General features: G+C 71.4%; 20 protein-coding genes and 1 pseudogene. 8 read left to right on the plus strand and 13 right to left on the minus strand.

Features of this window, described 5'->3' with window-relative positions; all coding sequences use genetic code 11:
• Positions 1-53: 53 nt before the first annotated feature.
• Complete coding sequence (locus ABZ441_RS15080; protein WP_358973046.1) at positions 54-1,283, plus strand: MFS transporter; 1,230 nt, start codon at positions 54-56, stop codon at positions 1,281-1,283.
• Between the two features lie 606 nt (positions 1,284-1,889).
• Positions 1,890-2,186: a DUF6332 family protein gene (locus ABZ441_RS15085; protein ID WP_358973049.1), complete on the plus strand. Its 297-nt coding sequence runs from the start codon at positions 1,890-1,892 to the stop codon at positions 2,184-2,186.
• A gap of 27 nt (positions 2,187-2,213) precedes the next feature.
• On the opposite strand, the gene ABZ441_RS15090 is transcribed toward ABZ441_RS15085, so the two are convergent.
• Entirely contained in the window at positions 2,214-2,933 is a 720-nt protein-coding gene (locus ABZ441_RS15090; RefSeq protein WP_358973052.1) for a TetR/AcrR family transcriptional regulator, read from the minus strand.
• 126 nt (positions 2,934-3,059) lie between these two features.
• On the opposite strand from ABZ441_RS15090, the gene ABZ441_RS15095 reads away from it, so the two are divergent.
• Positions 3,060-3,518 carry a nitroreductase/quinone reductase family protein gene (locus ABZ441_RS15095; protein WP_358973055.1) on the plus strand — a complete coding sequence of 153 codons (459 nt, stop codon included), beginning with the start codon at positions 3,060-3,062 and terminating at the stop codon, positions 3,516-3,518.
• On the opposite strand, the gene ABZ441_RS15100 is transcribed toward ABZ441_RS15095, so the two are convergent.
• Positions 3,502-4,767: a geranylgeranyl reductase family protein gene (locus tag ABZ441_RS15100; RefSeq protein WP_358973057.1), complete on the minus strand. Its 1,266-nt coding sequence runs from the start codon at positions 4,765-4,767 to the stop codon at positions 3,502-3,504. The genes ABZ441_RS15095 and ABZ441_RS15100 overlap by 17 nt on opposite strands.
• A 194-nt stretch (positions 4,768-4,961) precedes the next feature.
• Here ABZ441_RS15100 and ABZ441_RS15105 point away from each other — a divergent pair, with 194 nt between their 5' ends.
• From ABZ441_RS15105 to ABZ441_RS15115, 3 genes are all read left to right on the plus strand, one after another.
• Positions 4,962-6,326, plus strand: a complete 1,365-nt coding sequence (locus ABZ441_RS15105) for a dipeptidase (protein ID WP_358973059.1) — start codon at positions 4,962-4,964, stop codon at positions 6,324-6,326.
• Between the two features lie 129 nt (positions 6,327-6,455).
• Positions 6,456-7,178 (plus strand): MBL fold metallo-hydrolase, encoded by a 723-nt coding sequence (locus ABZ441_RS15110; RefSeq protein ID WP_358973062.1) that lies wholly within the window; start codon positions 6,456-6,458, stop codon positions 7,176-7,178.
• Positions 7,179-7,239: 61 nt separating this feature from the next.
• Positions 7,240-7,446 carry a hypothetical protein gene (locus ABZ441_RS15115; protein ID WP_358973065.1) on the plus strand — a complete coding sequence of 69 codons (207 nt, stop codon included), beginning with the start codon at positions 7,240-7,242 and terminating at the stop codon, positions 7,444-7,446.
• A 104-nt stretch (positions 7,447-7,550) separates the two neighbouring features.
• Here ABZ441_RS15115 and ABZ441_RS15120 read toward each other — a convergent pair whose 3' ends face one another.
• Together ABZ441_RS15120 and ABZ441_RS15125 are read right to left on the minus strand one after the other, a co-directional pair.
• Positions 7,551-8,594 (minus strand): NUDIX hydrolase, encoded by a 1,044-nt coding sequence (locus tag ABZ441_RS15120; RefSeq protein ID WP_358973068.1) that lies wholly within the window; start codon positions 8,592-8,594, stop codon positions 7,551-7,553.
• A gap of 385 nt (positions 8,595-8,979) precedes the next feature.
• A complete protein-coding gene (locus ABZ441_RS15125) occupies positions 8,980-9,948 on the minus strand; it encodes an ROK family protein (protein WP_358973071.1) in 969 nt (322 codons plus the stop codon).
• A gap of 183 nt (positions 9,949-10,131) precedes the next feature.
• Between ABZ441_RS15125 and ABZ441_RS15130 the strand changes: the two genes are divergently transcribed.
• Positions 10,132-11,163 (plus strand): LacI family DNA-binding transcriptional regulator, encoded by a 1,032-nt coding sequence (locus ABZ441_RS15130; RefSeq protein ID WP_358973073.1) that lies wholly within the window; start codon positions 10,132-10,134, stop codon positions 11,161-11,163.
• Between the two features lie 4 nt (positions 11,164-11,167).
• Here the strand turns inward: ABZ441_RS15130 and ABZ441_RS15135 are convergent, their stop codons facing one another.
• The 5 genes from ABZ441_RS15135 to ABZ441_RS15155 all read right to left on the minus strand — a co-directional run bounded on the left by ABZ441_RS15135 (position 11,168) and on the right by ABZ441_RS15155 (position 15,674).
• On the minus strand, positions 11,168-12,466 hold the full coding sequence (locus ABZ441_RS15135) for an aldolase (protein ID WP_358973076.1): 1,299 nt from the start codon (positions 12,464-12,466) through the stop codon (positions 11,168-11,170).
• 170 nt (positions 12,467-12,636) lie between these two features.
• Positions 12,637-13,599 carry an electron transfer flavoprotein subunit alpha/FixB family protein gene (locus tag ABZ441_RS15140; RefSeq protein ID WP_358973080.1) on the minus strand — a complete coding sequence of 321 codons (963 nt, stop codon included), beginning with the start codon at positions 13,597-13,599 and terminating at the stop codon, positions 12,637-12,639.
• Between the two features lie 58 nt (positions 13,600-13,657).
• The gene (locus ABZ441_RS15145) at positions 13,658-14,443 is read right to left on the minus strand and encodes an electron transfer flavoprotein subunit beta/FixA family protein (protein ID WP_358973084.1); all 786 of its coding nucleotides are present in this window, start codon (positions 14,441-14,443) and stop codon (positions 13,658-13,660) included.
• Positions 14,444-14,644: 201 nt separating this feature from the next.
• Positions 14,645-15,151 carry a flavin reductase family protein gene (locus tag ABZ441_RS15150; RefSeq protein WP_358973088.1) on the minus strand — a complete coding sequence of 169 codons (507 nt, stop codon included), beginning with the start codon at positions 15,149-15,151 and terminating at the stop codon, positions 14,645-14,647.
• 196 nt (positions 15,152-15,347) lie between these two features.
• On the minus strand, positions 15,348-15,674 hold the full coding sequence (locus tag ABZ441_RS15155; protein ID WP_358973091.1) for a thioredoxin family protein: 327 nt from the start codon (positions 15,672-15,674) through the stop codon (positions 15,348-15,350).
• Positions 15,675-15,893: 219 nt separating this feature from the next.
• Between ABZ441_RS15155 and ABZ441_RS15160 the strand changes: the two genes are divergently transcribed.
• Positions 15,894-16,616, plus strand: coding sequence for a lysophospholipid acyltransferase family protein (locus tag ABZ441_RS15160; RefSeq protein WP_358973094.1), 723 nt, complete (start codon positions 15,894-15,896; stop codon positions 16,614-16,616).
• 32 nt (positions 16,617-16,648) lie between these two features.
• Here the strand turns inward: ABZ441_RS15160 and ABZ441_RS15165 are convergent, their stop codons facing one another.
• The 4 genes and pseudogenes from ABZ441_RS15165 to ABZ441_RS15180 form a co-directional block, all read right to left on the minus strand.
• Positions 16,649-17,341: a phenylalanine--tRNA ligase beta subunit-related protein gene (locus tag ABZ441_RS15165; protein ID WP_358973097.1), complete on the minus strand. Its 693-nt coding sequence runs from the start codon at positions 17,339-17,341 to the stop codon at positions 16,649-16,651.
• 60 nt (positions 17,342-17,401) lie between these two features.
• Positions 17,402-17,990 (minus strand): annotated as a pseudogene (locus ABZ441_RS15170) (transglutaminase-like domain-containing protein).
• Between the two features lie 77 nt (positions 17,991-18,067).
• Positions 18,068-19,150, minus strand: a complete 1,083-nt coding sequence (locus tag ABZ441_RS15175) for a low specificity L-threonine aldolase (protein ID WP_358973100.1) — start codon at positions 19,148-19,150, stop codon at positions 18,068-18,070.
• Positions 19,129-19,893, minus strand: a complete 765-nt coding sequence (locus ABZ441_RS15180; protein ID WP_358973103.1) for an SDR family NAD(P)-dependent oxidoreductase — start codon at positions 19,891-19,893, stop codon at positions 19,129-19,131. Before ABZ441_RS15180 ends, ABZ441_RS15175 begins: the two co-directional genes overlap by 22 nt.
• Positions 19,894-19,913 lie beyond the last annotated feature (20 nt).

Consider the following 19,913-nt stretch of genomic DNA (forward strand, 5'->3'; position numbering starts at 1 on the left):
GTCGTCGGGACGACGTCTTGCACCCGCCGCCGGAAGACCTCTATGCTCACTTTGTGCCGCGACTGAACAAAATGCGGACGGCTCTGCCGAGGGGTTCTGGCGGAAACACCGCCCCTGCCTCCCTCAGCCGCCTCCGTACCGCGCTGACCGTCTTCTTCGCCCTCGACGGCTTCCTGTTCGCGGGGTGGGTGGTCCGCATCCCGGCCGTCAAGCAGCAGACCGGAGCGACGGCCTCCACCCTCGGGCTGGCCCTGCTCGGCGTCTCGGCGGGGGCGGTGATCACCATGATGCTCACCGGCGCCCTCTGCCGGCGCCACGGCAGCCACGCCGTCACCGTGGTCTGCGGCGTACTGCTGTCGCTGAGCATCGCCCTCCCCGCACAGACGGGTTCGGTCACCGCCCTGGGTCTCGTGCTGTTGCTCTTCGGCGCCGCGTACGGCGGCATGAACGTGGCCATGAACAGCGCTGCGGTCGATCTCGTCACCGCGATGCGCCGCCCGGTGATGCCGAGCTTCCACGCCGCGTTCAGCTTCGGGGGCATGACGGGCGCGGGGCTGGGCGGCCTGGTCGCCGGACGCCTTTCACCCGCAACGCATCTCCTGGCCCTCACCGGCGTCGGACTGCTCGTCACCGCCGTCACCGGGCCTGCTCTGCTGGGCGGAAGGGCTGCAGCCGCCCTTCCCACGGAGGAGCGGAGAACGGACGACTCCCGCGAGCAACCGCGGAGGATGAGCGCGCACACCCGCCGCGTCGTTGTCCTGTTCGGTGTCATCGCCCTCTGCACAGCGTACGGCGAAGGCGCCCTGGCCGAGTGGGGCGCCCTGCACCTCAGCCAGGATCTGCGAGCGACTCCCGGACTCGCCGCCGCCGGCTACTCACTGTTCGCACTCATGATGGGCATCGGCAGGCTCACCGGCACCACGCTCCTCGAACGGTTCGGGCAGACCCGCACCCTCGTGGCCGGTGGGATGACGGCCGGCGTCGGGATGCTGTTCGGCTCGCTCGCTCCGGCCGTGTGGCTCACCCTGCTCGGCTTCGCCGTCGCGGGCCTCGGCCTCGCCAACATATTTCCCGTCGCCGTCGGCCGCGCCGGGGCACTCGCCGGCCCGAGCGGAGTGGCCGCCGCGTCCACACTCGGCTACGGCGGAATGCTCCTGGGACCCCCGGTGATCGGCTTCCTCGCGGACTGGTTCTCCCTCCCGTCGGCGCTCACCACGGTGACGCTGCTCGCCGCTGTCGCGGCGGCACTGGGCCACACAGCCCGCCACGCGACGAACGCGTGAACGATTGAGTAGCCGTACTCAGGCCCCCACGGCCTGTGCGGCGCACGATGGAAGCACCAACCATCCAGGGGGAGCGGGACATGAGCCACCAGACGACGCACAAGCAGCGGCTGCGTACGGTCGCGCGACTGACCTTCGGCAACACGGCTTCGCGGATCTACCTCGGCCTCGTGCTGGCGGTCGCGGTGTTCGTCGCGGTCGACACGCTGTTCGTGTCCCACGACGACGCGCACCGGCGACCGAGCTGCCGAGGAGGAAGGCGAACACGGTCGGCGCGGCGAGGAAGAACACCCACACCCCGGCGAACGAGATCTCGCACTGGTCGTGTCGGTGCTCGTACAGGCCTGTGCGCTGGGCTGGTTCTCCCGGCTGCTCGGGGGCAAGCACCGGGGGCGTTCGGCGCACCCGCAGGGCGCCTGACGCACTCCGGCACCGTCCCCGGCGTGGAGGTGGCGGAGCGTCCGGGAGCCCTCGTCACCGAAGGCCACACGACCGCGGCGCACCGTGGTCCGGGCGGAGCCGCACCCCGGACTCGGGACCGCGTACCGTCCGTCGGCCCCGAGTCCGGTCCTTGCCGACATCCTTGGCCGCTGCGACACTTCGGGCATGCCACCACGCACTCAGGCGGAGCGGGACGCGATGACCGTCGAGATCGGCTACGCGCTGATCAGCGGAGTGCTGGTGGGCGCGGCCACTTTCACCGGGGTCTTTCTTCCCGCACTGCTCACGCAACTCCCGGACGGCGCTGAACGCATCTTGTTCCGGGCCGGGGCCGTGCTCGGGGCGCTGGTGTTCGCCGTGCGCGTCGTCCACGTGCTGTGGCGGTTCCCTCGCACACACGAGGAGCGGAGTCTGCCGCCCGTCCGGCGGAGCCGGCCGGGGCACACGAACCCCGACCCGTAGGGCGCGTGCGACGGGTCGCGCCCTGCCTCAGCTCGCTGCGCCTGCGGGCCGGCCGTCCAGCAGACCCACGGAGCGCCCGAGTTCGTGAACGGCGCGCCGGAAAAGAGGTTCACGCGCCTCGACCAGCCGGTTGAACTGTCCGAAGAGCTCGAAGGACACCAGCCCGAAGATCTGGGCCCACGCGGCGACCAGGGCCACCACGACGGCCGGCGGGAGGTCGTCGGCCAGGCCGGCAGCCATCCGCGCGGCCTCGGGCCGCAGTTCGGCGGCGAGCGGGGGAACCGCGAGGCCCTCGGTGCGGTGTGCGTCGCGTACGAGCCCCATGAGGACCAGGCCCACACGGGAGGCGGGGCCGACGGTGTCCCGCGGGGCCGAATAGCCGGGGACGGGCGAGCCGTAGATCAGCGCGTACTCGTGCGGGTGCGCGAGAGCCCAGTCCCGCACGGCGCAGGCGACCGCGACCCAGCGGGCGGGATACGGGCCAGGGGCGTCACCCGCGTTCGGGAGCGCCCCCTCCGCGGCTTCGCCCACCGCGTCGTAGGCGTCGACGATGAGGGCGGTCAGCAGGTCGTCCCGGCTGGGGAAGTAGCGGTAGAGCGCGGAGGAGGCCATACCGAGCTCACGAGCCACAGCACGCAGGGAGAGCTTCGCGGCCCCCTCCGCGGCGAGCTGCTCCCTGGCCTCGTCCTTGATCGCCGCCGCGACTTCGATGCGGGCACGTTCCCTGGCTCCTCGAATGGTGCTCATGCGATCAGTCTGCCACGCGATCGGATCACTGAACAGAAACGAGAGCACTGCTCTTGCTTTTGAGCAGCATATCCGTGCACACTGATCTCAAGCGAGAGCACCGCTCTCTCAATGGCGGGAGCCACCATGTCGCAGCAGCAGCCGTACTACCTCCGGGCCAACGCCTTCGCGCAGAGGTTGAACAGCGTCGTCGGCTGGCTCGCACGCCACGGCGTCAGCCTGCTCGGCTCCGCCGAGATGTCGGTGAGGGGCCGCAAGAGCGGGCAGATGCAGCGCATCCCCGTGAACCCCCACCACCACGACGGCGTCCAGTACCTGGTCTCCGCCCGAGGCCACTCCCAGTGGGTGCGCAACATGCGCGTGGCCGGAGGCGGAGAGCTGAAGGTGGGCCGGAAGGTCAGGACCTTCAGTGCGGTGGAGATCGCGGACGACGAGCAGAAGATGCGGATCGTCCGCGCCTATCTGGAGCGCTGGGGCTGGGAGGTCAACCAGTACTTCCAGGGCGTGACGGCCAGGTCGACCGATGCCGAACTCCTGGCCGCGTGCCCCGACCACCCCGTCTTCCGGATCACGGTCGAGAGTTGACCCCGTCCGTCCCCTGACGGTCCATCGCGTGCAGCGCCCGCTGGGCCAGCGGATGCGAGCGGACCAGCTCGGCCAGTGAGGTCGTTCCCCGGGTGACTCCCGCGAAGGCGTTCCAGGCGGGGCGGAACCCGGTCAGTACCGCGTGCAGAACGCCCGGGCGCCGCTCGAACAGCCTGAGCATGCGGCGCCCGACACTCATCTCCACGCCCAGCCCGGCCTTGATCGCGAAGGCGTAGTTGAGCGCCTGGCGCCGGGCGTCGACCGCGTCGTGCGACTCGGCGATCCGTACCGCCCACTCCCCCGCGAGCCGCCCGGACCGCAGGGCGAAGGAAATGCCTTCCCTGGTCCAGGGCTCCAGCAGCCCGGCCGCGTCGCCGCAGACCACCACCCGTCCGCGGGAGAGCGGCGAGTCGTCGCTGCGGCAGCGGGTGAGATGACCGGAGGAGACGGACGGTTCGAACCCGGCGAGACCCAGCCGGCCGACGAAGTCCTCCAGATACCGCTTGGTCCCCGCACCGTCACCCCGCGCCGAGATCACACCGACCGTCAGGGTGTCCCCCTTGGGGAAGACCCAGCCGTAACTCCCGGGCATCGGACCCCAGTCGATGAGCACCCGGCCCGCCCAGTCCTCGGCGACCGTCTCGGGAACGGGGATCTCGGCCTCGAGTCCGAGGTCCACCTGGTCGAGCTTGACGCCGACATGAGCCCCTATGCGGCCCGCGCTGCCGTCCGCGCCGACGACGGCCCGGGCCAGCACCGTCTCACCGCCGGCCAGCACCACGGCGACCGTGCGCCGGTCGGGCACGGCGGTACCGTGCTGCTCGACCCGTGTCACCGTCGCACCCGTGCGCAGTTCGGCGCCCGCCTTCTGAGCCTCCTCCACCAGGCCGGCGTCGAACTCCGGCCGGTTGATCAGACCGAAGAGCATGCGCCTGGACCTGCGGGTGCGTGAGAGCTTCCCGTTGAGCGAGAAGGTGACGGCGTGGATCCGGTCCTTCAGGGGCAGCTCGAATCCAGGGGGAAGGGAATCCCGCGAGAACCCGATGATCCCGCCGCCACATGTCTTGTAGCGCGGGATCTCCGCCTTCTCCAGCAACAGCACCCGACGGCCCGCGACGGCCGCCGCGTACGCCGCCGAGGCTCCGGCCGGGCCTGCACCGACCACGACGACGTCCCATACCGAGGACTCCTGCGGTTCCGACGACGACTCATCCGGCTCACGTCCGGCGTCTGCGTTCTCGCTGCTCACGATGTGCTTCTGCTCCCGATCCGACCAGTGGCCCCAACTGCTCACGGCATCCTACGGCGCGCCGGGACGGAACTCCTCTGTGGGAGGATCTGCCATGAATTCATTGCACACGCAACGCCGTATCCACGGCGTGGCCCCCGGCCGCGTACCCACCGCGCCACAGCCCTGACGTCGCACCCACGAGGAGCGTGCCCATGACCGCCCGTCCGATTTCCGAGACCGTTGCCTCGCTGATGCCCCGTGCGAAGACGGAGCTCGCCGAACTGGTGGCCTTCCGGTCGGTGGCGGACCCCGCGCAGTTCCCGCGGAGCGAGTGCGAGGCCGCGGCCGGCTGGGTCGCCGACGCCCTGCGCGCGGAGGACTTCCAGGACGTCGCCCTGCTCGACACCCCGGACGGAACGCAATCGGTGTACGGCTACCTGCCCGGTCCGGCGGGCGCGCCCACGGTACTTCTCTACGCGCACTACGACGTGCAGCCGCCGCTGGACGAGACCGCCTGGCTCTCCCCGCCGTTCGAGCTGACCGAGCGCGACGGCCGCTGGTTCGGCCGGGGTGCGGCGGACTGCAAGGGCGGCTTCATCATGCACCTGCTCGCGCTGCGCGCCCTCAAGGCGGACGGCGGCGTCCCCGTCTCCGTGAAGGTGATCGCGGAGGGTTCGGAGGAGCAGGGCACGGGCGGCCTCGAACAGTACGCCGAGGCGCACCCGGAGCTGCTGGCCGCCGACTCGATCGTCATCGGCGACACGGGCAACTTCCGCGTCGGGCTGCCCACCGTCACCGCGACGCTTCGCGGTATGACCATGCTGCGGGTGCGGCTGGACACCCTCGAAGGGAATCTGCACTCGGGGCAGTTCGGCGGCGCCGCCCCGGACGCCCTGGCCGCGATGATCCAGCTGCTGGCGTCCCTGCGGGCCGAGGACGGTACGACGACGGTCGACGGGCTCACGCACGATGCGGAGTGGGACGGACTGCAGTACGCGGAAGGCGAGTTCCGCAAGGACGCCAAGGTGCTCGACGGCGTCGGACTGATCGGCACGGGGACGGTCGCCGACCGCATCTGGGCGCGGCCCGCGGTCACCGTCGTCGGGATCGACTGCCCGCCCGTGGTCGGGGCCACGCCGTCGCTGCAGGCGAGCGCCCGGGCGCAGGTCAGCCTCCGGGTGCCGCCGGGCCAGGACGCCGCCGAGGCCACGAAGCTGCTGACCGCCCATCTCGAGTCCCACGCTCCCTGGGGCGCCCGGGTGTCCGTCGAACAGGTCGGCCAGGGGCAGCCGTTCCGCGCCGACGTCACCAGCCCCGCCTACACGTCGATGGCCGAGGCCATGCGGATCGCCTACCCGGGTGAGGAGATGCAGTCCTCGGGCATGGGCGGCTCCATCCCGCTCTGCAACACGCTGGCCGCGCTGTACCCGCAGGCGGAGATCCTGCTCATCGGGCTGAGCGAACCCGAGGCCCAGATCCACGCGGTGAACGAGAGCGTCTCTCCCGAGGAGCTCGAGCGGCTCTCGGTCGCGGAGGCGCTGTTCCTGCGGAACTACGCGGAGTCGAAGAAGGACTGAGGGTTCGGCGCGGGCACGCGGAGCGAGCGTGTGCGGGGGGCCGCGCGGGCACGCCGGGTACGCGCTGAGCGAAGTCGCCAGGAGCAGAACCCCGGGGGACGACCGGCCTGCCGCCCGTACGTTCACCGTATGGACTGTGTCGAAGTACTCCCGCAACTGCACATGTTCCGATTCCCGATCGGCCAGGCGTACCTCTGGCGTGACGGCGCGGACCTGACCCTGATCGACGCGGGTGATGTGAACGCGGCGGCCGCCATCGAGAACGGTGTGCGCGGGCTCGGCCATGACCCGGCCGGGATCCGGCGGATCGTGCTGACCCACGGCCACCGCGACCACTACGGCGCCGCGCAGGAGCTCGCGGACAGACACGGCGCCGAGATCATGGCGCACCGGCTGGACGCACCCGTCGTCCGGGGCGGGAGGAGGGTTCCCGAGCCCGTCCTGCACGACTGGGAACGTCCCCTGTACGAGCGTGCGCTGACGGTCCCCGAGGCACCGCCCACCCGGGTCGACCGCGAACTCACGGACGGCGACGAGCTCCCGTTCGGCGGCGGTGCCCGGGTGGTGCACAGCCCCGGGCACACCCCTGGCTCCATCGGCGTTCACCTGCCCCGCCACGACGTGCTGTTCACCGGCGACGCCGTGGCCGGGGTGGGCGGGGTGATGCTGGGCGTGTTCAACACCGACCACGTGCAGGCCGAGGCGTCTTTCCGCCGTCTGGCTGCACTCGGCCCCGCCCTCGCCTGCTTCGGCCACGGTGACCCGCTGACCATCGACGCCCGGTCGCCCGGTTCGCCGGACCGTGGAGAGCTCCGCCGGGGAGCCGGCTGCGATCGCCCACTCCCGCGTTGAGTTCGGCCCGGGTCCGCCGCACGTCAGCCGCCCGTCCGCGGATCGCGGACAGCGGCCCGACGTGATGCGCGCTCCCGGTGGTCACGCCCCGAGGCCGGCCGCCACGGCCCGGACACTCGGCAGACAGCGGGCCGACCCGCGCCTGCCGCTCCCCCGGCTCCTCGAGACGCTCACCCTGCCCGAGCTGGCCCGCAGCGCGGGTGCCAACCCGGCCCTTCCCCTGGGTGAGATGGCTCGGGTCATGGACGAGGCGGCGGTGCCCGCATGACGACGGGCGCCCGCCTGTGACGCCACGCGTCCGGGTGCTCCCACAGGACGTGGTGGGCTGAGGAGAGCCGGACCGGCAATGACTCCGTGGGCGGCCGCCGGAGACTACCGGCCGCCCACGGGCACCCCGGCCTCCAGATTCAGCACGGTGGACCGCTCGCGGGCACGCAGCGCCCACCGGAGCCTTTCGAAGCGGGTCGGCGGAAGCATCCCGGACGCCTCCTCCTCGGTGACGAACCGCCAGGCGCGCAGTTCCGAACCGGGCAGCAGCAGCCGCGCGGCCTGCTCGCCCCGCAGCCGGCCACCGTCGAACAGGAAGCGCAGCCCCCCGTACGCGGGCGGCTTCGGCGCCTCCCAGTCGACCACCAGGAGCCTCAGAACCGTGTCGAGCCGGAGCCCCAACTCCTCGGCGACCTCCCGCACCCCCGCCTGCGCCGGGGCCTCCCCGCGCTCCACCACACCGCCGGGGAACTCCCAGCCGGGCTTGTAGGTGGGGTCGACGAGCAGCACCCGGTCCTGCTCGTCGAAAAGCAGCACACCGGACGCGACGGTCTCCGCACGCGGCGCGGGGGTCTGGACTATTCCGCACTCCCCGGCCTCACCGGTGCGCAGCGCCTCGGCGATCCGCTCGGCCGTCTCGTACGGGGTGAGCGCGCTGGTGTCGATCGTGTGGGCGTCCGCGGTGATCCACCCGAGGGCCGCCCGGTAGGGCTCGATGTGCGCGTAGGCCCACTGCCGGATCCGCTCGCTGTGCTCGGGGTCGTCGACACATTCCTCGCGCTCGGCGATCCGTCTCCGCAGGATCGTTTCCTCAGGTGAGAGCAGTACATGGCGGACCGGTATGCGACGGGAGGCGAGCCCGCCGAATATCTCGTCGCGGTAGTCCTGCCTCAGCAGCGTCATCGGAACCACCAGCACCCCGGAGAGTTCGGCGAGTAGCGCGGCGGCCGTGTCGACCACCAGGCGCCGCCAGATCGGCAGGTCCTGTATGTCGGTCACTTCGGCGAGCTTCTTCTGGGGCAGCAGTCCGCGCAGTCCCCCGCCGATCAGTTCGGGGTCGTAGAAGGTGCTGTTCGGGATCAGATCGATCAGTTCGCACGCGGCGCTGGTCTTGCCCGCACTGAACGCACCGTTGATCCAGACGATCACGGGTCCCCCTCTTCCGTAGCCCCCTGTGGCTTGCCCGCAACACCCCGCTCCGGAAACCCCGCGGGGCGACGCGGTTGGGCCGGCGCGCGTCCCTCCGCCGGCCCGCAGGGTCGCGCCGACGTGACGAGGGGGCGGCCGGCGCCGCCGGAGCGGTCGTACGGCGCGACGACGAGGGGGTGACGCGTGAGCCGCACCGTACTGGAACGGTGTGCCGCAGCAGGGCCGCGGGGAAGTCGGCCCGCGAAGGAGTACGCGGAGGCCCGCCGTGGCGAGGAGCCGGCTGCCGGGTTCGTGATGGACCCGGAGGAGGACCTTCCTGGTGGTGCCCCCGCAGCCGTGGGACCGGGGACGCCGAGCCGGAGGAGCGGCCCCTCCGGGAGACGGTTTACGGGGCGGCCACGGCCCGCACGCCGTTCGGGGCACCGCGACGGGCCGTCGAGGCCGCGGCCGCGGCGCCCACCAGGCCCGCATCGGTACCCATCACCGCGGAGGTCACCGTGAGGCCCTGGACGAAGGACAGCGTGGCGTAGTCGCGCAGGGATGCGCGCAACGGGGCGAAGAGCACCTCGCCCGCGCCGGCGACTCCCCCTCCGATCACCGCGATGTCGATGTCGGTCAGCGTGGCGGTGGCGGCGATTCCGGCGGCGAGCGCCTGGGCGGCCCGCTCGAAGGAGGCGGCCGCCACCGGATCCCCGGCCCGGGCGGCGGCGGCCACCGCGGCGGCCGTGGCGTCGCCGTCCGGGCCGGGACGCCAGCCGTTGTCCAGAGCCCGCCGGGCGATGTTGGGTCCGCTGGCGAGGCGCTCGACACAGCCGCGCGCGCCGCAGGGGCAGAGGTCGCCGTCCAGGTCGACGCTGATGTGGCCGATGTGACCTGCGTTGCCGGAGGGGCCAGGGTGCAGTCTGCCGCCCAGTACGAGGCCGCCTCCGACGCCGGTCGAGACGACCAGGCACAGCGCGTTGTCGTAGCCCCGGGCTGCGCCCAGCCAGTGCTCGGCCGCCGTCATCGCGACCCCGTCCCCGACGAGGGTGACCGGCAGTCCGCCCGTCTCCGCGGCGACCCTGTCGACCAGCGGGAAGCCGCGCCAGCCAGGGACGTTGACCGGACTGACCGTGCCGGACGAGGCGTCCACGGGCCCCGCGCTTCCGATGCCGACCGCACGTGCGCGGTGCCACATCGGGGAGGCGGTCAGCTCGGCCAGGACCTCGCTCACCGCCCCCATCACGGCCTCGGCGCCCTCACGGGCCGGCGTGGGGCGCTGGGCCCGTACGAGAAGGGATCCGCCTCCGTCGACCAGCGCCCCGGCGATCTTTGTACCGCCGATGTCGAGCGCGGCGACGAGGTCGGTATGCATCGGTGAGGACACTCCGGAGGGGTGAGGCGCAGGACCTGCGGCTTCAGTCGGATGGTCTACCCAGTCTCCATTCTCTTGACAACGTTGTCCAGGGCCTATGCTCGACGCCACAGCATCCGGACACCACCCGGCACCCCCGGCGGAGCCCGGAACCACACGTTCCCGACGACAGGACAGCGCACCGTGGCCGAGACCGCCCGCCACCCATCCGAGTCCCGCTACGGCAACCGGCCGACGATGAAGGACGTGGCGGCCCGTGCCGGAGTGGGCCTCAAGACGGTCTCACGCGTGGTGAACAGCGAGCCCGGCGTCACCCCCGACACCGAGCGCCGCGTCCAGGAGGCCATCGAGGCACTCGGGTTCCGGCGCAACGACAGCGCGCGCGTTCTGCGCAAGGGCCGCACAGCGTCCATCGGCCTGGTGCTGGAGGACCTCGCGGACCCGTTCTACGGTCCGCTGAGCCGCGCCGTCGAGGAGGTCGCCCGCGCACACGGTGCCCTGCTGATCAACGGCTCCAGCGCCGAGGACCCGGAGCGCGAGCAGGAACTCGTCCTCGCGCTCTGCGCCCGGCGGGTGGACGGCCTCATCGTGATCCCGGCGGGCGACGACCACCGGTATCTGGAACCCGAGATGAAGGCGGGCATCGCCACCGTGTTCGTCGACCGTCCGGCGGGCCGGGTCGACGCGGACATGGTCCTGTCCGACAGCTTCGGCGGAGCGCGCGCGGGAGTCGCCCACCTGGTCGCCCACGGCCACCGCCGGATCGGCTTCATCGGCGACCAGCCGCGGATCCACACCGCGACGGAGCGGCTGCGCGGCTATCACGCGGCCCTGGCCGACGCAGGGATCGCGGTGGAGGACTCGTGGGTCTCCCTCGGCCCGACCGACCCGGCCCGGGTCAGGGCGGCGGCCGAGACCATGCTGGCCGCACCGGAGCCGGTGACGGCACTCTTCTCGGGCAACAACCGGGTGACGGTCACCGCCGTCCGCGTCCTCGCCGAGTGCGACCGCCGGATCGCCCTGGTCGGCTTCGACGACATCGAGCTGGCCGACCTGCTCGGCATCACGGTGATCTCGCAGGACGCCGCGGCGGTCGGCCGGACCGCGGCGGAGCACCTGTTCCGCCGCCTCGACGGCGCCGCTCACGCCCCTGTGAGGGTGGAGCTCCCGACCCGGCTCGTCCCGCGCGGCTCGGGGGAACTCCCGCCTGCGTGACCGCTCACGGCGCCGTCACGGTCAGCCCACCGCGGCGGGGCGAGGCGAAGCCGTCCAGGCCGGCGCGGGTCAGGCCGGTGAGGGCCTCGACCTCCGCGGTGTCCAGGGCGCCGCAGTCGATGCCGCGGAGCAGATAACCGCTGAGCGCCTTCGCGGTGGCGGGCTCGTCCATGACGTCTCCGCCGGCCTTGGCCACGTAGGCGGCGAGCCGGGACGCCGCCTGGCCGAGGCCCTCGCGGTAGAAGGCGTAGACAGCGGCGTAGCGGGTGGGCAGATGGCCGGGGTGCATGTCCCAGCCCTGGTAGTAGGCGCGGGCCAGGGCCCGGCGGGTGAGGCCGTGGTGGAGGCGCCAGGCTTCGTGGACCTGTTCGGTGGGGCCGACGGGCAGCACATTGGTGGAGCCGTCGCAGACGCGCACACCGGTGCCCGCGGCGGCCACCTGCATGACGGCCTTCGCGTGGTCGGCGGCGGGATGGTCACTGGCCTGGTAGGCGGGGCTGACGCCGACGCAGGCGCTGTAGTCGAAGGTCCCGTAGTGCAGACCGGTCGCCCGGCCCCGTGCGGCGTCGATCATGCGGGCCACTGCCGCGGTGCCGTCCGCCGCCAGGATGGACTGGCTGGTCTCGATCTGAATCTCGAACCCGAGGCGCCCGGCGGGCAGACCGTGCGTCTCCTCAAAGGCCTCGAGAAGGCGCACGAAGGCGGTGACCTGTTCGGGGTACGTCACCTTCGGCAGCGTCAGGACGAGGCCCTCGGGGAGGCCGCCCGCCCGCATGAGCCCGGTGAGGAAGATGTCCGTGGTGCGGATGCCCCTGTCGCGCACACCGGCTTCCATGCATTTCATCCGGATGCCCATGTACGGGGCAGCGGTACCGCCGGCGTACGCCTCGGCGACCAGACGCGCCGCGCGGGCGGCGGCTTCGTCCTCCTCGGCGTCGGGACGCGGCCCGTAGCCGTCCTCGAAGTCGATGCGCAGGTCCTCGACCGGCTCACGCTCCAGCTTGTCCCGTACGCGGTCGTGGACGGGCTCCGCGAGCTCCCGCGGGATGCCGAGGACCGAGGCGAGGGCGGCGGCGTCGGGGGCGTGCGCGTCGAGCGCCGCCAGGGCCCGGTCGCCCCAGGTGCGGAGGGTGGTGGAGGTGAAGTCGTCGGCGGGTACGTAGACGGTGTGGACGGGCTGGCGCGTGCCGGGGTCCCCCGGGTAGCGGCGGGCGAGCTCGGCGTCCACCGACGCGAGGGAGGCGCTGATCCCCTCACCGACCGTGCCGGCGAGGCTCGTTGCCACCATCTCCTGCTGACCCATGACCGTACCCTCCACGTTTTCAGTACTTCCGCTTCCCGGAATCTTTCATCCGCATGGTGAAGTTATAAGCCCCTGGTCCCTGCGTCAATGGTGAACGGAAACGGCCCGGGGCCGCGCGGTGCGAACACCACGCGGCCCCGGGCCGTCGTGCGGAGCGAGCTCCTGCCGGGTCAGCCCTTGCGGGACTTGACCTCGTCGGTGAGCTGCGGGACGACGTCGAAGAGGTCACCGACGACGCCGTAGTCGACGAGGTCGAAGATCGGCGCCTCGGAGTCCTTGTTGACCGCGACGATGGTCTTCGAGGTCTGCATGCCGGCCCGGTGCTGGATCGCACCGGAGATGCCCGAGGCGATGTACAGCTGCGGGGAGACCGACTTGCCCGTCTGGCCGACCTGGTTGGTGTGCGGGTACCAGCCGGCGTCGACCGCGGCGCGCGAGGCACCGACGGCCGCACCGAGCGAGTCGGCGAGGGCCTCGATGATCGCGAAGTTCTCCGCGCCGTTGACACCACGGCCGCCGGAGACGACGATCGCGGCCTCGGTCAGCTCCGGACGCCCGGTCGACTCGCGCGGGGTGCGCGAGAGGACCTTGGTACCGGTGGCCGTGGCGGAGAAGGAGACCGTGAGGGCCTCGACGGCGCCCGCGGCGGGGGCGGCCTCGACGGCGGCCGAGTTCGGCTTGACCGTGATGACCGGAGTGCCCTTGGAGACACGGGACTTGGTGGTGTACGAGGCGGCGAACGCCGACTGCGTGGCGACCGGTCCCTGGTCACCGGCCTCCAGGTCGACCGCGTCGGTGATGATGCCGGAGCCGATGCGGAGCGCGAGGCGGGCCGCGATCTCCTTGGCCTCGGCCGACGAGGGCAGCAGCACGGCGGCCGGGGACACCGCGTCGTACGCGGCCTGGAGCGCGTCCACCTTCGGTACGACGAGGTAGTCGGCGAACTCAGGCGCCTCGGCGGTCAGTACCTTGACCGCACCGTGCTCGGCGAGCGCGGCGGCGGTGTCGGCGGCCCCGTTGCCGAGGGCGACGGCGACCGGCTCGCCGATGCGGCGAGCGAGCGTCAGCAGCTCCAGGGTGGGCTTGCGGACGGCACCGTCCACGTGGTCGACATAGACGAGAACTTCAGCCATGGGACTTCAATCTCCTGCGTGCGAGGGAGTGCGGGGCGGTGGAGGTAACGGCCGGGGCTCAGATGAACTTCTGGCCCGCAAGGAACTCGGCCAGCTGCTTGCCGCCCTCGCCCTCGTCCTTGACGATCGTGCCCGCCGTGCGGGCGGGACGCTCGGCCGCGGAGTCGACCGCGGTCCAGGAGCCGCCCAGGCCGACCTCGTCCGCCTCGATCTCCAGGTCCTCGAGGTCCAGGGATTCGACCGGCTTCTTCTTGGCCGCCATGATGCCCTTGAACGACGGGTAACGGGCCTCGCCCGACTGGTCGGTCACGGAGACCACGGCCGGCAGCGACGCCTCGAGCTGCTCGCTCGCGGTGTCGCCGTCGCGACGGCCCTTGACCGAGCCGCCCTCGACCGAGACCTCGGAGAGCAGCGTGACCTGCGGTACGCCGAGGCGCTCCGCGAGCAGCGCCGGGAGAACACCCATGGTGCCGTCCGTCGACGCCATGCCGCAGATGACCAGGTCGTAACCGGTCTTCTCGACAGCCTTGGCCAGGACCAGGGACGTACCGATGACGTCCGTGCCGTGCAGGTCGTCGTCCTCGACGTGGACGGCCTTGTCGGCGCCCATCGACAGCGCCTTGCGCAGCGCGTCCTTGGCGTCCTCCGGACCCACCGTGAGCACGGTGATCTCCGCGTCGTCCGCCTCGTCGGCGATCTGCAGTGCCTGCTCGACCGCGTACTCGTCGAGCTCCGACAGCAGACCGTCGACGTCGTCACGGTCCAGGGTCAGGTCATCGGCGAAGTGCCGGTCGCCGGTGGCGTCGGGCACGTACTTCACACAGACAACGATCCTCAAGCTCACGCCGGCTCTCCTACTGCATCGTCATTTCTGGGCTGCCTTGTTGCACGCAGCATAGGCGCCTTATCGGGCGGTTTCCGGTCGGGGCGACCCGGCTCCCGGTGAAATATTACTCGCCAGTACACCCATTACGTTACCCATAAGCAAGCGCTTGGAACTGTGACGTAGCCGACGAGATCGCCTCCCGCACGGCTCCGCCCTCCCTCAGTCTCGCAGAGCCGTGAAACGGCCCTGGTGGTAGACCAGCGGCCGGCCCCCTTCCGAGGGGTCCCCCGCCACCACCTCGGCGATCACGATGCGGTGGTCCCCGGCCGGAACCCGGGCCACCACCCGGCAGACCAGCCAGGCCACGACTCCCCCGAGGAGCGGCACTCCCCCGGGCCCCGTGCGCCAGTCGGTGGACGGGCCGAACCGGTCCGCGCCGCTGCGGGCGAACGTCGCGGCCAGGTCCCGCTGATCCTCACCGAGTATGTGCACGCCCACGTGCTCCGCCTCCGCGACCACCGGCCAGCTCGAGGACGAGGTGCCCACCCCGAAGGAGATGAGTGGCGGCTCGGCGGCGACGGAGTTGAGCGAGGTCGCGGTGAAGCCGACCGGACCCGCGCCCGCGGCCGTGATCACGGCGACTCCGGCGGCGTGCTGCCGGAAGACCGAGCGGAGAAGGGCGGGGGCGGCCGCCGGGGACGTACCGACGTGGGGCGAGGTCGTCATGGAAAGGTCCTTCCGCAAAGAGGCGTACGGGTCCGAGGGCTCTTCAGACACCCGGACAGCGCGCGCTCGCGTGGCGCACGAGGTCGGCACGGACCCGGCCGAAGAGAAGGATTTCTGGCGACATAGCGTCAGGGTGACGATGCGTGGTGTGCGCAGTCAAGCGCGTCCCGTCATATGGGAGGAGCGTCACGGCCCGTCACATCGCCCGGCCCAGAGCGGCGACGACGTCCGCCGTACGCGGCGCGCCCGCAGCCCTGCGCACGATGCGGCCCTGCGCGTCGAGCACCAGGACCGTGGGGGTCCGGTTGATGCCGAGGGCGCGCACGAGGGCGAGATTCGCCTCGGCGTCGATCTCGACGTGGGCGACACCCTCGACCATGCCGGACACCTCGGCGAGGGTGCGCCGGGTGGCGCGGCACGGCTGGCAGAAGGCGCTGGAGAACTGCACCAGGGTGGCCCGATCCCCCAGCTCCGCGCCGAGTTGGGCCGCGTCCAGTGTCTCGGCGGTCGTCCGCCCGTCCATCGAGGCCTCCCTCTCAGAGTTCTGCGCAAAGGGTCAGCACCCCGCGACCTCATTACATTCCCGCGGTATTCACGTGACGAGAATCTCTCGTCCTGGGGCCTTTGGGGCTGGCCACGGCGTCGCACATGGGGCACGATCGCCCCAATGCCGAAAACCTACGGCTGCGTAACTTCCGCCGGGAGAACCCTCCCCAGGCATTGAAGAAGGGTCTTCATCCAGATGGCAGAGCTCGTCTATCGGCCGGTCATCGGCGCCGCTCGCACGCTGTTCAAGGCGCTCGACCTGAAGATCGACACCCAGGGTTCGGAGCACATCCCGAAGACCGGTGGCGCGGTTCTGGTCAGCAACCACATCAGCTATCTGGACTTCATCTTCACCGGACTCGGCGCCCTGCCGCAGAAGCGGCTCGTCCGCTTCATGGCGAAGGAGTCGGTGTTCCGGCACAAGGTGTCCGGACCCCTGATGCGCGGCATGAAGCACATCCCGGTCGATCGCAACCAGGGCGAGGACGCCTACGCGCACGCGCTCGCGTCGCTGCGCGCCGGCGAGATCGTCGGTGTGTTCCCCGAGGCGACCATCTCGCAGTCCTTCACCCTGAAGAGCTTCAAGTCGGGCGCCGCGCGGCTCGCCCAGGAGGCCGGCGTTCCGCTGATCCCGATGGCGCTGTGGGGCACCCAGCGGCTGTGGACCAAGGGGCGCCCGCGTAATTTCCGGCGCAGCCACACCCCGATCACCATTCGCGTGGGCGAGGCTTTGGAGGCCCCGGCGGACCAGTACGCGGGTGCCATCACCCGCCGGCTCCGTGAACGCGTGCAGGAGCTCCTGGAGGCGGCGCAGCGCGCCTATCCCGTGCGCCCCAAGGACGCGGCCGACACCTGGTGGGTTCCCGCGCACCTCGGCGGTACCGCTCCGACGCCCGCGGAGGCGCGCGAACTCGGCTGAGCCGGCGCGCCCGCGCGGGAGCGGACGTGACGTCACGACGGCGCGTGGAGCGTGGTCCACACCCCGGGGCTGAGCTTCTCGAGCGACTCGACGAGCTCGGCTGCCGCGGCCCCGAGTTCCGAGGACGTCGTGGGCGCCAGACCCTCCAGAAGGAACACTGCGTTCACCGTCTCCTCGGTGAGGCGGGTGCGCGCGCCCTGGCGCCAGTTCCACCGGCGGCAGGTGACGGCCTCGTCGTCGCACCAGACGACCTCCCCGGCCTCGGGGTGGTCCACGACCTCCTCTCCGCCCACCACGGTGGGGAACCGCTCCAGGCCGGTCGCGCGCACCAGGCGCATCGCGCCCCTGATCCGGTCGGTGTCCTCGCCCCCGACCGGGATCAGACGCGCGACGCTGAGCGCGTTGTAGGCGTCGACCAGTCGGTTGATGCGTGGCAGTCCCCCGTCGGTGAGCGCGCGCCTGGCGAGGGCTTCGGCGGAGTTGCGGGTACGGGAGGGCTTGGCCCCGAAGGCCGCGTACGTCTCGCGCCAGGCGGCGACGCGTGGATCCTCGTGCGGGGCCCGTCCGCCGAGCCGCTCGGCCAGCCTGCGGGCCGCGTCGTCCAGCAGGGCCGAACTGGTCCGGTCGCTGGGCCCGTTGACCAGGCCGCGCGCCTCGACTGCGAGGTGGGTGAAGCCCGGGGCGAGGCTACGGACTTCGTCGGAGATCGTGATGGTCAGGGTCATCGTCTGCCTTGCTTCGGGGCGGTCGGTTCGCGGCACAACGGCACTGCCGGGTGGGCGGGTTCAGAGCGCGGTGGGGAGCTTCAGGGAGAGCTCATCCCGGCTCCTGGAGCTCCGGAGTGCATGCAGCACCGTCGCATGCGGTACGTCATAGACTACCGGATAGTCCATTTCATTGAACTGTGGTCGCGTCACCCACGCCAGCCGTTCCTCCGATGCGAGAACCGGGCGTCGACCCCCCCGTGTTGCCGCGCGGATCCTGCCGCGCCCACCGATCCCACCCGGGAAGCCGTACGGCGACCAGGCCGTGGACGATCAGCCGCGCGTCGTCGCTTCCGGTGAGCCGCTGGTAACAGAGCCCCGCAGGGATGCCCGCGGCCCGCAGCAGGGCGGTCAGGGCATGCGACTTGGCGAAGCAGATGCCCGTACGGGCGGCGAGGACGTCCGACGCGCGCCAGGTGACCCGCGGGTCCCCCGTGTCCATCGAGTGCGGGATGGCGTCACGCACGAACCCGTAGGCGGCCGCCGCGTATGTATATGCATCGACCGTCTCAGCACCGAGGCGCTGGGAGATCTGTCTCACCAAGGAGTGGCGGTGATCGATGACCTCGTCGTCGGCGAGGTAAGAGGAGATGTCGGGGGCCCGCTGAATCAGCTCCGTGAGCCTGGAGCGTAGCGATGCGGCCGACCGGATTCAATACATTTCCGGTCGACCGCATGAGTATGCCGCTACTGGCGTGCCATCTCCTCCTTGAGCGCCTGCACGAAGGCGTCGACGTCGTCCTCTCGGGTGTCGAAGGCACACATCCAGCGGACGTCCCCGGCCTTCTCGTCCCAGAAGTAGAACCGGAACCGCTTCTGCAGCCGTTCGGTCACCTCGTGCGGCAGCCGCGCGAAGACGGCGTTGGCCTGGACCGGGTGGAGGATCTCCACACCGTCTACCGTCCGGACGCCCTCGGCGAGCCGCTGGGCCATGGCGTTGGCGTGGCGTGCGTTGCGGAGCCAGAGGTCCCGCGCGAGCAGCGCCTCGAGCTGGACCGAGACGAAGCGCATCTTGGAGGCGAGCTGCATCGACAGCTTGCGCAGGTGCTTCATGGCCCGGACGGCGTCCGGGTTCAGCACGACGACGGCCTCACCGAAGAGCGCACCGTTCTTGGTGCCCCCGAAGGAAAGGACGTCGACGCCGACCGTGTTGGTGAATGTACGCATCGGCACGTCCAGCGACGCGGCGGCGTTGGCTATCCGGGCGCCGTCGAGGTGCACCTTCATGCCCCGCTCGTGAGCGTGGTCGCAGATGGCGCGGATCTCCTGGGGCGTGTAGACGGTACCCAGTTCGGTGTTCTGCGTGATCGACACGACCTGCGGCATCGCCCGGTGCTCGTCGTCCCAGCCGTACGCCTCGCGGTCGATGAGCTCGGGCGTGAGCTTGCCGTCCGGGGTGGGCACGGTGAGCAGCTTGATGCCGCCGACCCGCTCCGGCGCCCCGCCCTCGTCGACGTTGATGTGGGCGGACTCGGCGCAGATCACCGCACCCCAGCGGTCGGTCAGCGCCTGGAGGGCGACGACGTTGGCTCCGGTGCCGTTGAAGACGGGGAAGGCTTCGGCTGTCGGGCCGAAGTGGCTGTGCATGATCCTCTGGAGGTGTCCCGTGTAGTCGTCCTCACCGTAGGCGACCTGATGGCCACCGTTGGCGAGGGCGAGGGCCGCGAGGACCTCCGGGTGCGCTCCCGCGTAGTTGTCACTGGCGAAACCGCGTACCTGCGGATCGTGATGACGTCGCGCATCGGTCCTTACGGTTGCGGGGTCAGCCACAGACGCTTTCCGTTCACTTCTCCGGCGGGCATGTCCCAGATTCCGGCGATGGCCTCGGCCAGCTCCGTGACATCCGTGAAACCCGCGAACTTCGCATTCGGGCGCTCGGCGCGCATCGCGTCGTGCACCAGTGCCTTGACGACCAGGATCGCAGCAGCCGAGGTCAGGCCGGACTCGGCCCCCGCCTTGCGGAAGGCGTCGGCCATGGCGAGTGTCCACGCTTCGGCCGCCGCCTTGGACGCGGAGTAGGCCGCGTTGCCGGCGGTGGGGTTGCTGGCGCCGGCCGCGCTGATCAGTACGTACCGGCCCCGGTCGCTGCGCTGGAGGACGTCGTGGAAGGCGAGCGACGTCGACTGGACCGTGCGGATCAGCAGCTTCTCGAGATAGTCCCAGTCGGCCAAACTGGTGTCCGCGAAGCCGGCGCCGCCGCGCCAGCCTCCGACGAGGTGGACCAGGCCGTCGACGCGGCCGAATTCCTTCTCCGTCTTGAGTGCCCATTCACGCGCGGCTCCCGGGTCGAGCAGGTCGACCGTGTCGCCGGTGACGGTCGCTCCGCCGTGCGCGTAGCGCGCGGCGTCGACCGCCTCCACGAGCCGCTCGGGGTTGGCGTCGGAGGCCACCACCGTCGCGCCCGCCTCGGCGAGCCTGAGCAGGGTGGCGCGACCCGCCGGCCCCGCCGCTCCGGCCACCGCGACCACCGCGCCCTCGAGCACGCCGCTGTCGGTTCCGCCTGTTGCGTTCATCGCCACCGCCTCCTCAGAAC

Source organism: Streptomyces sp. NPDC005752 (assembly GCF_040630715.1).
Lineage (GTDB): Bacteria > Actinomycetota > Actinomycetes > Streptomycetales > Streptomycetaceae > Streptomyces.

Bases quoted from the DNA above. Each gene is read 5' to 3' on its own strand.
- ABZ441_RS15135 (WP_358973076.1), bottom strand. From the start codon at position 12,466: ATGGGTCAGCAGGAGATGGTGGCAACGAGCCTCGCCGGCACGGTCGGT.
- ABZ441_RS15160 (WP_358973094.1), top strand. From the start codon at position 15,894: ATGGCAGAGCTCGTCTATCGGCCGGTCATCGGCGCCGCTCGCACGCTG.
- ABZ441_RS15165 (WP_358973097.1), bottom strand. From the start codon at position 17,341: ATGACCCTGACCATCACGATCTCCGACGAAGTCCGTAGCCTCGCCCCG.
- ABZ441_RS15180 (WP_358973103.1), bottom strand. From the start codon at position 19,893: ATGAACGCAACAGGCGGAACCGACAGCGGCGTGCTCGAGGGCGCGGTG.
- ABZ441_RS15125 (WP_358973071.1), bottom strand. From the start codon at position 9,948: ATGCATACCGACCTCGTCGCCGCGCTCGACATCGGCGGTACAAAGATC.
- ABZ441_RS15140 (WP_358973080.1), bottom strand. From the start codon at position 13,599: ATGGCTGAAGTTCTCGTCTATGTCGACCACGTGGACGGTGCCGTCCGC.
- ABZ441_RS15095 (WP_358973055.1), top strand. From the start codon at position 3,060: ATGTCGCAGCAGCAGCCGTACTACCTCCGGGCCAACGCCTTCGCGCAG.
- ABZ441_RS15085 (WP_358973049.1), top strand. From the start codon at position 1,890: ATGCCACCACGCACTCAGGCGGAGCGGGACGCGATGACCGTCGAGATC.
- ABZ441_RS15110 (WP_358973062.1), top strand. From the start codon at position 6,456: ATGGACTGTGTCGAAGTACTCCCGCAACTGCACATGTTCCGATTCCCG.
- ABZ441_RS15090 (WP_358973052.1), bottom strand. From the start codon at position 2,933: ATGAGCACCATTCGAGGAGCCAGGGAACGTGCCCGCATCGAAGTCGCG.
- ABZ441_RS15155 (WP_358973091.1), bottom strand. From the start codon at position 15,674: ATGGACGGGCGGACGACCGCCGAGACACTGGACGCGGCCCAACTCGGC.
- ABZ441_RS15150 (WP_358973088.1), bottom strand. From the start codon at position 15,151: ATGACGACCTCGCCCCACGTCGGTACGTCCCCGGCGGCCGCCCCCGCC.
- ABZ441_RS15105 (WP_358973059.1), top strand. From the start codon at position 4,962: ATGACCGCCCGTCCGATTTCCGAGACCGTTGCCTCGCTGATGCCCCGT.